This window comes from Streptomyces sp. NPDC049577 (assembly GCF_040675635.1).
In the GTDB taxonomy this organism is placed as follows: Bacteria; Actinomycetota; Actinomycetes; order Streptomycetales; family Streptomycetaceae; genus Streptomyces.
Genome location: NZ_JBFAPH010000173.1, coordinates 1 through 14,005 on the forward strand (window position 1 = coordinate 1; position 14,005 = coordinate 14,005).

Below are 14,005 nucleotides of genomic sequence, written 5' to 3' on the forward strand. Positions count from 1 at the left end.
CTGCATGAACGGCGTCTTCACCGTGAGGTCGACGTTCTTCGTCATCAGCTGGCGCTGGGTGAAGAACTGCGAGGCCGACATCAGGACGATCATGATGACCGTGACGACCCGGACGTCGGTGAGCGAGGCGCCCAGCGACTCGACCTTGGCGGCCGAGTCCATGAACTTCACGGACAGCGGGGCGCCGAAGATGTGCGCCTGCCGCGCGCTGTCGAGCAGCGGCTTGTCGATGAAGCCGACCGTCTTGCCCTGCGCGATGTGGTTCAGGACCTGGTACAGCGAGATGAAGAAGGGCGACTGGGCCAGGATCGGGAGACAGCTCGAGAGCGGGTTGGTGCCCGTCTCCTTGTAGAGCTTCATCATCTCTTCGGACTGGCGCTGCTTGTCGCTCTTGTAGCGCTCCTGGATCGCCTTCATCTTCGGCTGGAGCGCCTGCATGTTCCGCGTCGCCTTGATCTGCTTCACGAAGAGCGGGATCAGGCAGACACGGATCAGGACCACCAGCGAGACGATGGACAGACCCCACGCCCAGCCGCTGTTCTTGTCGAAGACAAGGCTGTACAGCGAATGGAACTGGACGATGATCCAGGAAACTGCGTAATAAAGAGGACCGAGGATCGTGTCCACGAATCAGGCTCCTTGGGCGTTGGGCTGAGTCTCGGGCTGTGCGGCGGACCCCGAGGCGGGGTTCCCACCCAGTCGGCTCCTCAGCCGCTGGTGCCAGACCGGACGCTTCCGGGGAGGAACGTGGTCGACGCCACCGAGCGACCACGGGTTGCAGCGCAGGATGCGCCAGGCTGTGAGGAGCGTTCCCTTGATCGCACCGTGCCTGTCAATGGCGGTGTAGCCGTAGTGCGAGCACGACGGGTAGTACTTGCAGACCGGCCCCAGCAGGGGGCTGATGGTCCACTGGTACAACTTGATCAACCACAGCAGCGGATACTTCACCGGTCGCTCCCGGGATTGCGGCTGCGCGGCTCCTCTCCCAGCAGCCGCTGCAGCGCGGTATCGAGGTCGCGGGCCAGCTGACCATGGTCCGCCTCGCCCGCACCCGGCAGGGCACGCACCACCACCAGGCTACCGGCGGGCAGCCGGTCCAGCCGGTCACGCATCAGGTGGCGCAGTCGCCGCTTCACCAGATTGCGGACGACGGCACCGCCGACGGCCTTGCTCACGACGAAACCCGCACGCACCGGGGAGGCTTCTCCCCCAGGTGTGTGCGGGTCCGTGGTACCGCTGCGTAGGTGGACGACGAGGAGCGGGCGGCCGGCCCTGCGTCCCCGGCGAACCGCGGTCGCGAAGTCCTCGCGCCGCCTCAGCCGAGACTCGGAAGGCAGCACGTCATTGGACCTTGACGTCGGGCCGGTCAGGCCGACAGGCGGGCGCGACCCTTGCTGCGGCGGGACGCGAGGATCGCGCGGCCGGCACGGGTGCGCATGCGCAGGCGGAAGCCGTGGGTCTTCGCGCGGCGGCGGTTGTTCGGCTGGAAGGTGCGCTTGCTCACTCGGGGGCTCCAGAAATGAATCGTGTGGTGGCGGGGCATCGCCTGGCTGTCACCGTGCGCCCACGAGGAAGCTCGCAATACGCCCAAGTGCACCGCTTCACGATCACAACCTGTTGAGGATGCGATCCTTGCCCATCGGAGGCAGGCGGCAGCAGCCGGTCGACAACTCGACCTGGTCACGGTACGCGTGGTTACGCCATCCGGTCAAACCGGCAGCGCACCCGGCGTACACCGTAGCCTCTCGCGGCCCGTGCAGCGCAAGCCGACGCCACCGTCACAGCTCTCTTCGAGAACCGGACGGCGGGAACGTCACGGTCCAGGCTCATGGCACATTTGTACACACCCTGTGGACAACGACTTGAACCACGCACCTCGCCCTGACTACCGTGACTGAACTCCGAATCCTTCCCGCCCGTCCCGAGAACCACACATTCGTGGGACTCCAGGGCTCCCCCCGTGACTGAGAGAGCGTGCCCTGTGGCTGACCTGCCCGCCGATCTTGCCGCAGTGTGGCCGCGCGTTCTCGAGCACCTCCTCGGCGAGGGGCGCGGTCAGGGTGTGGAGAGCAAGGACGAGCACTGGATCAGGCGCTGCCAGCCCCTGGCCCTGGTCGCGGACACGGCGCTGCTGGCGGTGCCCAACGAGTTCGCCAAGGGCGTCCTGGAGGGCCGGCTCGCGCCGATCGTCAGCGAGACGCTCAGCCGCGAGTGCGGCCGCCCCATCCGGATCGCGATCACCGTCGACGCCTCCGTGGGCGCACCCCCGGTCCCGCAGGCGCCCCAGGCCCCCGAGCGGGCCGAGCGCCAGGACCGGCCCCAGCCGCGTGACGCGTACGACGGCCGGGACTCCTACGAGGCGTACGACGGGTACGAGACGACCCGCGACGGCTACGACGCGCCCCGGGACGCGTACGGCCGCCAGGCGGCCGCCGAGGAGCTGCCGAACGTGCGTCCGGCCTACCCGGCCGACTACCAGCAGCCTCGCCCCGAGCCGGGCGCCTGGCCGCGGGCCGCGGCCACGCCGCCGGGCGACCGGGGCGACTACGGCTGGCAGCAGCCGCGCCTCGGCGGTTTCTCCGAGCCCGAGCGGGACCCCTACGCGTCCGCCTCGTACGAGCAGCAGCAGCCGGACTACCGCCCCCCGGCGCCCGAGCGCCCGCAGTACGAGCAGCAGCAGCGCCGCGAGCTGCCCGGCACCGGCCGGGAGCTGCCCGAGGGCCCGCGCCCGGGCGGCCAGCCGGCGCGCACCCCGGGCGGCACCGGCGGCTCCGGGTCGTCGGGCGGGCAGTCCGCGTCCTCGTCGGGCCCTGCCGAGCCGACGGCGCGGCTGAACCCGAAGTACCTCTTCGACACCTTCGTCATCGGCGCGTCCAACCGCTTCGCGCACGCCGCCGCCGTGGCGGTGGCCGAGGCGCCGGCGAAGGCGTACAACCCGCTGTTCATCTACGGCGAGTCCGGTCTGGGCAAGACGCACCTGCTGCACGCCATCGGGCACTACGCGCGCAGCCTCTACCCGGGCACGCGGGTGCGCTACGTGAGCTCGGAGGAGTTCACCAACGAGTTCATCAACTCCATCCGCGACGGCAAGGCGGACGCGTTCCGCAAGCGCTACCGCGACATGGACATCCTGCTGGTCGACGACATCCAGTTCCTGGCGAGCAAGGAGTCGACGCAGGAGGAGTTCTTCCACACCTTCAACACGCTCCACAACGCGAACAAGCAGATCGTGCTGTCCTCGGACCGGCCGCCCAAGCAGCTGGTGACCCTGGAGGACCGGCTGCGCAACCGCTTCGAGTGGGGCCTGATCACGGACGTCCAGCCGCCCGAGCTGGAGACCCGCATCGCGATCCTGCGGAAGAAGGCGGTCCAGGAGCAGCTGAACGCGCCGCCGGAGGTGCTGGAGTTCATCGCCTCGCGGATCTCGCGGAACATCCGCGAGCTGGAGGGCGCGCTGATCCGGGTCACGGCCTTCGCCAGCCTGAACCGGCAGCCCGTGGACCTCGGGCTGACCGAGATCGTGCTGAAGGACCTGATCCCGGGCGGCGAGGACGCGGCCCCGGAGATCACCGCGACGGCGATCATGGCGGCCACGGCCGACTACTTCGGGCACACGGTGGAGGACCTCTGCGGGGCCTCGCGCAGCCGGGTGCTGGTCACGGCGCGGCAGATCGCGATGTACCTCTGCCGTGAGCTCACGGACCTGTCGCTGCCGAAGATCGGCGCGCAGTTCGGCGGCCGGGACCACACGACCGTGATGCACGCGGACCGCAAGATCCGCGCGCTGATGGCCGAACGGCGCTCGATCTACAACCAGGTGACCGAGCTGACCAACCGCATCAAGAACGGCTGACGGCGCGCCGCGCCGCGGCCGGCCACGCACCGCCCACAGGCCTTCGAGAGGGCGCCCCGGGAGCTTCCCGAGGCGCCCTTCGCCGTTCCGGAAGCGGCTCCTGAGCGGCCCTGACGCGGTCCGCGAGGCTGTGGGCGCCGGTCCGCGCCCGTCCCGGCCCGCGCCGGGTGTTCGATTCCGGAGGCCGAGCCGCCGGTTCTCCACAGAAACGGCGCCGAGCGGCCGTCCACATGCTGGGGACCGCGAAGTTATCCATACGGTGTCCACAGACCAGGCTGTTGATACGACATCCGGCGAGGTCATGGGGGTGTGGAATTGTGGTCGACGGGTTCCCACAGCCTGTGGACGACGGAGCCGCCCACAACCGGCCCGGAGGTTGTCCACCGTTCGCCCACAGGGATGTCGATGTTGTACACAGGGTTTCCACACGGCTGTCCACTGTTCGGCAACGAAACGCCCGGGCTCACCGCACCGAGTGAAAGCGGTCACACCGAGGTGGTGGGTTGGGCTGTGGGGAACGTGGGTAAAACTGGGGACACGCCTGGGGAGAAGTGGGCCCTGCCTGTGCACCGGGTGTGCAGAACTTTTCGTGGTCCACAGACGAGGCCGCTTATCCACGGCCCCCACCCACAGGCCCGGTGGACAAAAAATCCGCGCTGACCTGCGCGAAGGCCGTTATCCACGGTTTCCACAGGCCCTACTACTACGACCACAGAGATCAACCGGGGAACTCGTTTCGAAGTGGGTCCTGTGCACAACTCGGCCGCGGGCCGCGCCACGCCCCTGACCTCGACTTGACCCCGAGCCGCACCGACTGTCGGTGGCGTGCGTCAGACTGGTCTCCGGCGAATCGGCCGACGAGGTAGCCAGCAGGACGAGCCAGCAACAAGCAGGAGGCGGTACCGGTGAAGATCCGGGTGGAGCGCGATGTACTCGCGGAGGCAGTGGCCTGGGCGGCTCGCAGCCTCCCGGCCCGTCCGCCGGTGCCGGTCCTCGCGGGACTGCTGCTGAAGGCGGAGGAGGGCTCCCTGAGCCTCTCCGGCTTCGACTACGAGGTCTCGGCGCGGGTCTCGGTCGAGGCGGACGTGGAGGAGGACGGCACCGTTCTCGTCTCCGGCCGGCTGCTGGCCGACATCTGCCGAGCACTTCCCAACAGGCCTGTGGAGATCTCCACCGACGGCGTGCGGGTCACCGTGGTCTGCGGTTCCTCGCGATTCACACTCCACACCCTGCCTGTGGAGGAGTACCCGGCGCTGCCGCAGATGCCGACCGCCACGGGCACGGTCCCGGGCGAGGTCTTCGCCTCGGCCGTGGCCCAGGTGGCCATCGCCGCCGGCCGTGACGACACGCTCCCGGTGCTCACGGGCGTCCGGATCGAGATCGAGGGCGACACGGTCACCCTGGCCTCCACCGACCGCTACCGCTTCGCGGTCCGCGAGTTCATGTGGAAGCCGGAGACCCCCGACGTCTCCGCCGTGGCCCTGGTGCCCGCCAAGACGCTGCTGGACACCGCCAAGTCGCTCAGCGGCGGCGAGACGGTCTCGCTGGCGCTGTCCGGCGAGGGCAAGGGCGAGGGCCTGATCGGCTTCGAGGGCTCCGGCCGCCGCACGACGACCCGCCTGCTCGAGGGCGACCTGCCGAAGTACCGCACGCTCTTCCCGACCGAGTTCAACTCCGTCGCCGTGATCGAGACCGCCCCGTTCGTCGAGGCCGTCAAGCGCGTGGCGCTCGTCGCCGAGCGGAACACCCCGGTCCGGCTGAGCTTCGAGCAGGGTGTGCTGATCCTGGAGGCCGGCTCCAGCGACGACGCACAGGCTGTGGAAAGGGTCGACGCCCGCCTGGAGGGCGACGACATCTCGATCGCCTTCAACCCCGGCTTCCTGCTGGAGGGCCTGTCGGCCATCGACTCGCCGGTCGCGCAGCTGTCCTTCACCACGTCGACGAAGCCGGCGCTGCTGAGCGGCAAGCCGGCGGTGGACGCGGAGGCGGACGACGCGTACAAGTACCTGATCATGCCGGTTCGCCTGTCCGGCTGAGGCTGCGGTTCTGCGAGGGGCGGCCCTCGCGCTCCCCAGGGGCGCGGGAGGCGCCCCGACCCTTTTGAGCGCCGCCTCCCCACAGGTGTGCGCCGAAGCCCCGGCGTAGGCTCGGGGTGAGGTACGAACCCGCAGTCAAGGCATAAAGGATCACCCATGGAGCTTGGTCTCGTCGGTCTCGGCAAGATGGGCGGCAACATGCGCGAGCGCATCCGCCGCGCAGGCCACACCGTCATCGGATACGACCGCAACCCGGACCTCGCGGATGTCCACAGCCTCCGGGAACTTGTGGATTCCCTCCAGGGTCCGCGCGTGGTGTGGGTCATGGTGCCGGCCGGCGCGGCGACGCAGTCCACGATCGACGAGCTCGCCGAGCTGCTGTCCCCGGGTGACGTCGTGGTCGACGGCGGGAACTCCCGCTGGACCGACGACGAGAAGCACGCCGAGGAGCTCAAGGCCAAGGGCATCGGCTTCGTCGACTGCGGCGTCTCCGGCGGTGTCTGGGGCCTGGAGAACGGCTACGCCCTGATGTACGGCGGCGACGCCGAGCACGTGGCCAAGGTGCAGCCGGTCTTCGACGCGCTCAAGCCGGAGGGCGAGTTCGGTTCCGTGCACGCCGGCACGGTCGGCGCGGGCCACTTCGCCAAGATGGTCCACAACGGCATCGAGTACGCGATGATGCAGGCCTTCGCCGAGGGCTGGGAGCTGCTGGAGAAGGTCGACTCCGTCACCGACGTGCGCGAGGTCTTCCGCAGCTGGCAGGAAGGAACGGTCATCCGCTCCTGGCTGCTGGACCTGGCCGTCCGCGCGCTGGACGAGGACGAGCACCTGGACCGGCTGCGCGGCTGGGCCGCCGACTCCGGCGAGGGCCGCTGGACGGTCGAGGCCGCCATCGACAACGCCGTGCCGCTGCCCGCGATCACGGCCTCGCTCTTCGCGCGCTTCGCCTCCCGCCAGGAGGACTCGCCGCAGATGAAGATGATCGCCGCGCTGCGCAACCAGTTCGGCGGCCACGCGGTCGAGAGCAAGTAGTCCACAGCAGTACCCAGCAGTCCACAGCAGCGCAGCCGGGGGAGGTCGGCGGCACCGTGCACGTTTCGCATCTCTCGCTGGCCGACTTCCGGTCGTACGCCCGGGCCGAGGTCGCCCTCGACCCGGGCGTCACCGCGTTCGTGGGCCCCAATGGCCAGGGGAAGACCAACCTCGTCGAGGCGATCGGCTATCTGGCCACCCTCGGCAGCCACCGGGTCGCCTCCGACGCGCCGCTGGTGCGCATGGGGGCCGAGCGCGCGATCATCCGGGCCGCCGTCGTCCAGGACGAGCGGCAGCAGCTGATCGAACTGGAGCTGAACCCGGGCCGCGCCAACCGGGCCCGGATCAATCGGTCGTCGCAGGTCAGGCCCCGTGACGTGCTCGGCATCATACGGACGGTGCTGTTCGCGCCGGAGGATCTGGCGCTGATCAAGGGTGACCCCGGCGAGCGCCGCCGCTTCCTCGACGAGCTGATCACCGCCCGTTCGCCGCGCATGGCGGGCGTGCGCTCCGACTACGAGCGGGTCCTCAAGCAGCGCAACAGCCTGCTGAAGTCCGCGGCCATGGCCCGCCGGCACGGCGGGCGCGGCGCGGACCTGTCCACCCTCGACATCTGGGACCAGCACCTCGCCCGGGCGGGCGCCGAGCTGCTGGCCCGCCGGCTGGACCTGATCACCACGCTGCGGCCGCTGGCCGACAAGGCGTACGAACAGCTGGCGCCCGGCGGCGGCCCGGTGATGTTCGACTACAAGGGCACCTTCGACCCCGCGGGCACCGCGGCCGAGGGCGCCCACACCCGTGAGGAGCTGTACGAGGCGCTGGTCGCCGCCCTCGGCGAGGCGCGCAAGCAGGAGATCGAGCGCGGGGTGACGCTGGTCGGTCCGCACCGCGACGACCTGGTGCTGCGGCTCGGCCAGCTGCCGGCCAAGGGGTACGCGAGCCACGGCGAGTCCTGGTCGTACGCGCTGGCGCTGCGCCTGGCCTCGTACGATCTGCTGCGCTCGGAGGGCAACGAGCCGGTGCTGGTGCTGGACGACGTGTTCGCGGAGCTGGACGCCCGGCGGCGGGAGCGGCTGGCCGAGCTGGTGGCGCCGGGCGAGCAGGTCCTGGTGACGGCCGCGGTGGACGACGACGTTCCGGATGTACTGGTCGGCGCGCGTTTCGCGGTCTCGGCGGGCGAGGTCGAGCGGCTGTGACCGAACGGCTTCCGCACGAGCAGTCCGCCGCGCACTCGGCCGGGCAGTCCGCCGGGCAGCGTCCACAGCCCGAGCCCTCGGGTGTGGATCTGGCCCGGGTCGCCCTGCGCGCGGCGAAGGAGCAGGCGCGGGCGCGCGGCAACGCGGCCCTGCAGAAGAAGCAGGCCCGGCGCGGGGGTGGCCTGCGCTCCGGCGCGCGCGCCGACGGGCGCGACCCGCTGCCGCTGGGCTCGGCGATCAACCGGCTGATCACGGAGCGCGGCTGGGAGAAGCCGGCCGCGGTCGGCGGGGTGATGGGCCGCTGGCCGCAGATCGTCGGGCCGGAGGTGGCGTTGCACTGCGCGCCGCAGAAGTACGACGAGGACGCGCGGGTGCTGACCGTGCTGTGCGACTCGACGGCGTGGGCGACGCAGCTGCGGCTGCTGGCGCCGCAGCTGGTGGCCCGGTTGAACGACGATCTCGGTCAGGGAACCGTCAAAATGATCAAGGTGCTGGGGCCGGGCGGCGGCGGGCACCGGTACGGGCCGCTGCGGGCCCCCGGCAGCACCGGTCCGGGGGACACCTACGGGTGATGCGGTGCCCCGCGGTGCGCGGCGCTCGCGGTTGCGGGTGGTTGACAGCCGGAAGCGCTGAGTGCCGCTGTGAGCCTCTTGGAGCCCGGGCCCGCATATAGGGAGTCGGCTGATGCCGGTTCAGGGCGGCACGTGAGGACTCAGGCACCGCCAAACCCCCATTCATGTCGGCGCTACCGGTAGACTGATGGCAATCCCGCCGGATTGCGGGACTCGTCGACCAACGCAGAACGACGCAGCCGCTCCTGCCTGCCCCGGGCGGGGTCTTCCCGCCGTAGGCAGGGGAAGGCCTGTGCTGTGCCAGAAAGGGCGCTTCGTGGCCGATTCCGGCAACCCCAACGAGAACACCACCACCTCCCAGACGGCGGGTGCCTCATCCGGCGCCCCGGCCGGCGGTGAGACGTCGTACGACGCGAGTGCGATCACCGTTCTGGAGGGTCTGGACGCGGTCCGCAAGCGGCCCGGCATGTACATCGGCTCCACCGGTGAGCGCGGCCTGCACCACCTCGTCTACGAGGTCGTCGACAACTCCGTCGACGAGGCCCTGGCCGGCCACGCGGACACCATCGACGTGACGATCCTCCCCGACGGCGGCGTGCGCGTCGTCGACAACGGCCGTGGCATCCCGGTCGGCATCGTTCCGTCCGAGGGCAAGCCCGCCGTCGAGGTCGTGCTGACCGTGCTGCACGCGGGCGGCAAGTTCGGCGGGGGCGGCTACGCCGTCTCCGGCGGTCTGCACGGCGTCGGCGTCTCGGTCGTCAACGCCCTGTCGACGCGCGTCGCGGTCGAGGTCAGGACCGACGGCTACCGCTGGACGCAGGACTACAAGCTGGGCGTCCCGACCGCCCCGCTGCAGCAGAACGAGGCGACCGACGAGACGGGCACCTCGGTCACCTTCTGGGCCGACGGCGACATCTTCGAGACCACCGAGTACTCCTTCGAGACGCTCTCGCGGCGCTTCCAGGAGATGGCCTTCCTCAACCGGGGCCTGACGATCTCCCTGACCGACGAGCGTCCCGCCCACGTGGACGAGGAGGGCAAGCCCCTCACCGTCCGCTACCACTACGAGGGCGGCATCTCCGACTTCGTCCGCTACCTCAACTCCCGCAAGGGCGAGGTCATCCACCCCACGGTGATCGCCTTCGAGGCCGAGGACAAGGAGCGCATGCTCTCCCTCGAGGTCTCGATGCAGTGGAACACCCAGTACACCGAGGGTGTCTACAGCTTCGCGAACACGATCCACACCCACGAGGGCGGTACCCACGAGGAGGGCTTCCGCGCCGCGCTCACCGGTCTGATCAACCGCTACGCGCGCGACAAGAAGCTGCTCCGGGAGAAGGACGACAACCTCACCGGCGACGACATCCGCGAGGGCCTGACGGCGATCATCTCCGTCAAGCTCGGCGAGCCGCAGTTCGAGGGCCAGACCAAGACCAAGCTGGGCAACACCGAGGCCAAGACCTTCGTGCAGAAGGTCGTCCACGAGGAGCTCACCGACTGGCTGGACCGCAACCCCAACGAGGCCGCGGACATCATCCGCAAGTCCATCCAGGCCGCCACCGCCCGCGTCGCGGCCCGCAAGGCGCGCGACCTCACCCGGCGCAAGGGCCTGCTGGAGACGGCGTCGCTGCCGGGCAAGCTGTCCGACTGCCAGTCGAACGACCCGGCCAAGTGCGAGATCTTCATCGTCGAGGGTGACTCCGCCGGCGGCTCGGCCAAGTCCGGCCGCAACCCGCAGTACCAGGCGATCCTCCCGATCCGAGGCAAGATCCTCAACGTCGAGAAGGCCCGGATCGACAAGATCCTCCAGAACCAGGAGATCCAGGCGCTGATCTCCGCCTTCGGTACCGGTGTGCACGAGGACTTCGACATCTCGAAGCTCCGCTATCACAAGATCATCCTGATGGCGGACGCCGACGTCGACGGCCAGCACATCAACACCCTGCTGCTGACCTTCCTCTTCCGCTTCATGCGGCCGCTGGTCGAGGCCGGGCACGTCTACCTCTCCCGCCCGCCGCTCTACAAGATCAAGTGGGGCCGGGACGACTTCGAGTACGCGTACTCCGACCGCGAGCGCGACGCGCTGATCCAGCTCGGCCGGGAGAACGGCAAGCGGATCAAGGACGACTCGGTCCAGCGCTTCAAGGGTCTCGGCGAGATGAACGCCGAGGAGCTCCGCGTCACCACGATGGACGTCGACCACCGCGTGCTCGGCCAGGTCACCCTGGACGACGCCGCGCAGGCGGACGACCTGTTCTCGGTGCTCATGGGCGAGGACGTCGAGGCCCGGCGCTCCTTCATCCAGCGCAACGCCAAGGACGTCCGCTTCCTCGACATCTGAGTCGGCCTGGACAACAGCAGCGGCTCGAAAGGACTTTGAACGACAATGGCCGACGAGACTTCCACCCCTGACGTCCCCGTGACCCCGGACGGCACCACGCCCGAGGGCGAGCCCGCCACCATCGAGGGCGTCGGCATGCGTGTCGAGCCCGTCGGGCTCGAGACGGAGATGCAGCGCTCCTACCTCGACTACGCGATGAGCGTCATCGTCTCGCGTGCGCTGCCCGACGTCCGGGACGGCCTCAAGCCGGTGCACCGGCGCGTGCTCTACGCGATGTACGACGGCGGGTACCGGCCCGAGAAGGGCTTCTACAAGTGCGCCCGCGTCGTCGGTGACGTCATGGGTACGTACCACCCGCACGGTGACGCCTCCATCTACGACGCCCTCGTGCGCCTGGCCCAGCCCTGGTCGATGCGCATGCCGCTGGTCGACTCCAACGGCAACTTCGGCTCCCCGGGCAACGACCCGGCGGCCGCCATGCGGTACACCGAGTGCAAGATGGCGCCGCTGTCCATGGAGATGGTCCGGGACATCGACGAGGAGACCGTCGACTTCCAGGACAACTACGACGGCCGCAACCAGGAGCCGACGGTCCTGCCGTCGCGCTTCCCGAACCTGCTGGTCAACGGCTCGGCCGGCATCGCGGTCGGCATGGCGACCAACATCCCGCCGCACAACCTCCGCGAGGTCGCCGAGGGCGCCCAGTGGTACCTGGCCAACCCGGACGCCACGCCCGAGGAGCTGCTGGACGCGCTCATCGACCGGATCAAGGGCCCCGACTTCCCGACCGGCGCCCTCGTGGTCGGCCGCAAGGGCATCGAGGAGGCCTACCGCACCGGCCGCGGCTCGATCACCATGCGGGCGGTCGTCGAGGTCGAGGAGATCCAGAACCGCCAGTGCCTGGTGGTCACCGAGCTGCCCTACCAGGTCAACCCGGACAACCTCGCGCAGAAGATCGCCGACCTGGTGAAGGACGGCAGGATCGGCGGCATCGCCGACGTCCGCGACGAGACCTCCTCCCGCACCGGCCAGCGTCTGGTGATCGTCCTCAAGCGGGACGCGGTCGCCAAGGTCGTGCTCAACAACCTCTACAAGCACACCGACCTCCAGACCAACTTCGGCGCCAACATGCTGGCCCTGGTCGACGGCGTGCCGCGCACCCTCTCCCTGGACGCGTTCATCCGCAACTGGGTGACGCACCAGATCGAGGTCATCGTCCGGCGCACCCGCTTCCGGCTGCGCAAGGCCGAGGAGCGCGCCCACATCCTGCGCGGTCTGCTCAAGGCGCTGGACGCGATCGACGAGGTCATCGCGCTCATCCGGCGCAGCGAGACGGTCGACGTGGCCCGCGAGGGCCTGATGGGCCTGCTCGAGATCGACGAGGTCCAGGCCAACGCGATCCTGGAGATGCAGCTCCGCCGGCTGGCGGCCCTGGAGCGGCAGAAGATCATCCAGGAGCACGACGAGCTCCAGGCCAAGATCAACGAGTACAACGCGATCCTGGCCTCCCCGGAGCGCCAGCGCGGCATCATCAGCGAGGAACTGACGCAGATCGTCGAGAAGTTCGGCGACGACCGGCGCAGCAAGCTGGTGCCCTTCGAGGGCGACATGTCCATCGAGGACCTGATCGCCGAGGAGGACATCGTCGTCACCATCACGCGTGGCGGCTATGTGAAGCGCACCAAGACGGACGACTACCGCTCGCAGAAGCGCGGCGGCAAGGGCGTGCGCGGCACGAAGCTGAAGGAAGACGACATCGTCGACCACTTCTTCGTCTCCACCACGCACCACTGGCTGCTGTTCTTCACCAACAAGGGCCGGGTCTACCGCGCCAAGGCGTACGAGCTGCCGGACGCCGGCCGCGACGCCCGCGGCCAGCACGTGGCGAACCTGCTGGCCTTCCAGCCGGACGAGAAGATCGCGGAGATCCTCGCCGTCCGCGACTACGACGTGGCGCCCTACCTGGTGCTCGCCACGAAGTCCGGCCTGGTGAAGAAGACCCCGCTCAAGGACTACGACTCCCCGCGCTCCGGCGGCGTCATCGCCATCAACCTCCGGGAGACGGACAGCGGTGCCGAGGACGAGCTGATCGGCGCCGAGCTGGTCTCGCCCGAGGACGACCTGCTGCTCATCAGCAAGAAGGCGCAGTCGATCCGCTTCACCGCGACCGACGACGCCCTGCGTCCCATGGGCCGCGCCACCTCGGGTGTCAAGGGCATGAGCTTCCGCGAGGGCGACGAGCTGCTCTCGATGAACGTGGTCCGTCCGGGTACGTTCGTGTTCACCGCCACCGACGGCGGGTATGCGAAGCGTTCCAGCGTCGACGAGTACCGGGTGCAGGGCCGCGGCGGCCTCGGCATCAAGGCCGCCAAGATCGTGGAGGACCGGGGTTCGCTGGTCGGAGCCCTGGTGGTCGAGGAGGGGGACGAGATCCTGGCCATCACGCTCGGGGGCGGTGTGATCCGTACGCGGGTCAACGAAGTCCGTGAAACCGGGCGTGACACCATGGGCGTCCAACTGATCAATCTGGGCAAGCGCGATGCCGTCGTGGGCATCGCTCGGAACGCCGAGGCGGGTCGCGAGGCCGAGGTCGTCGACGAGTTGACGGCCGGGACCGAGGGCGACGGGGCCACGGCGGCCGAGGGCGCGCAGCCCCCGGTCGAGGACACCGAGGAGTAAGTCGTGAGTCGAGCCACGGGCACCGCGGCAGGCGGTGCGGGCGCCAAGAAGCGCAATCCCGCCCGCCCCGACAAGGCAGGTGCCCGTGGCTCCGGCCGCGACGGCGCGGCCGGCGCTCAGGAAGCCGCCGGCGCGCCCGGTGCCGCCGGCACATCCGGTACGGACTCCGCAGGCGAGGGGGCAACCATGACGGAGACCCGAGGACCGCAGCCGTACCATCCGCCGAAGGCGTACGAGCCTCCGGCGCAGCGTTCCGCCCCGGAGGCGAAGGCCGAGGGGGCGAGCGCCAAGGGCGC

Annotated in this window: 11 protein-coding genes and 1 pseudogene; 8 read left to right on the forward strand and 4 right to left on the reverse strand. The window is 69.7% G+C overall.

All coding sequences use genetic code 11. The annotated features are described in order from the left end of the window. The 4 genes from yidC to rpmH form a co-directional block, all read right to left on the reverse strand. Positions 1-627 (reverse strand): membrane protein insertase YidC (yidC, locus tag AB0K09_RS19890; protein WP_366066695.1); only part of this gene is annotated, 627 nt, incomplete at its 3' end. A 3-nt stretch (positions 628-630) separates the two neighbouring features. Then, positions 631-948, reverse strand: coding sequence for a membrane protein insertion efficiency factor YidD (yidD, locus tag AB0K09_RS19895; RefSeq protein ID WP_366066696.1), 318 nt, complete (start codon positions 946-948; stop codon positions 631-633). Then, the gene (rnpA, locus tag AB0K09_RS19900; protein ID WP_366066697.1) at positions 945-1,340 is read right to left on the reverse strand and encodes a ribonuclease P protein component; all 396 of its coding nucleotides are present in this window, start codon (positions 1,338-1,340) and stop codon (positions 945-947) included. The genes yidD and rnpA overlap by 4 nt, the downstream gene beginning before the upstream one ends. 26 nt (positions 1,341-1,366) lie before the next feature. Next, entirely contained in the window at positions 1,367-1,504 is a 138-nt protein-coding gene (gene rpmH, locus AB0K09_RS19905; protein WP_003956500.1) for a 50S ribosomal protein L34, read from the reverse strand. A 477-nt stretch (positions 1,505-1,981) separates the two neighbouring features. Here rpmH and dnaA point away from each other — a divergent pair, with 477 nt between their 5' ends. From dnaA to AB0K09_RS19945, 8 genes and pseudogenes are all read left to right on the forward strand, one after another. Next, positions 1,982-3,853 (forward strand): chromosomal replication initiator protein DnaA, encoded by a 1,872-nt coding sequence (dnaA, locus tag AB0K09_RS19910; protein ID WP_366066698.1) that lies wholly within the window; start codon positions 1,982-1,984, stop codon positions 3,851-3,853. 905 nt (positions 3,854-4,758) lie between these two features. Next, complete coding sequence (gene dnaN, locus AB0K09_RS19915; protein ID WP_366066699.1) at positions 4,759-5,889, forward strand: DNA polymerase III subunit beta; 1,131 nt, start codon at positions 4,759-4,761, stop codon at positions 5,887-5,889. 156 nt (positions 5,890-6,045) lie between these two features. Then, complete coding sequence (gene gnd, locus AB0K09_RS19920) at positions 6,046-6,921, forward strand: phosphogluconate dehydrogenase (NAD(+)-dependent, decarboxylating) (RefSeq protein ID WP_366066700.1); 876 nt, start codon at positions 6,046-6,048, stop codon at positions 6,919-6,921. Between the two features lie 56 nt (positions 6,922-6,977). After that, positions 6,978-8,117: a DNA replication/repair protein RecF gene (recF, locus tag AB0K09_RS19925; protein WP_366066701.1), complete on the forward strand. Its 1,140-nt coding sequence runs from the start codon at positions 6,978-6,980 to the stop codon at positions 8,115-8,117. A gap of 83 nt (positions 8,118-8,200) precedes the next feature. Beyond that, positions 8,201-8,689: a DciA family protein gene (locus tag AB0K09_RS19930; RefSeq protein ID WP_366066704.1), complete on the forward strand. Its 489-nt coding sequence runs from the start codon at positions 8,201-8,203 to the stop codon at positions 8,687-8,689. 292 nt (positions 8,690-8,981) lie between these two features. Beyond that, positions 8,982-11,030 carry a DNA topoisomerase (ATP-hydrolyzing) subunit B gene (gyrB, locus tag AB0K09_RS19935; RefSeq protein WP_366066702.1) on the forward strand — a complete coding sequence of 683 codons (2,049 nt, stop codon included), beginning with the start codon at positions 8,982-8,984 and terminating at the stop codon, positions 11,028-11,030. A gap of 45 nt (positions 11,031-11,075) precedes the next feature. Continuing rightward, complete coding sequence (gyrA, locus tag AB0K09_RS19940) at positions 11,076-13,709, forward strand: DNA gyrase subunit A (RefSeq protein ID WP_366066703.1); 2,634 nt, start codon at positions 11,076-11,078, stop codon at positions 13,707-13,709. 3 nt (positions 13,710-13,712) lie between these two features. Continuing rightward, a pseudogene (locus AB0K09_RS19945) lies at positions 13,713-14,005 on the forward strand (hypothetical protein); the annotation flags it as partial.

What these genes read in the sequence shown, in the direction of transcription:
- gyrA (WP_366066703.1), top strand. Translation starts at nt 11,076, where the DNA reads ATGGCCGACGAGACTTCCACCCCTGACGTCCCCGTGACCCCGGACGGC.
- gnd (WP_366066700.1), top strand. Translation starts at nt 6,046, where the DNA reads ATGGAGCTTGGTCTCGTCGGTCTCGGCAAGATGGGCGGCAACATGCGC.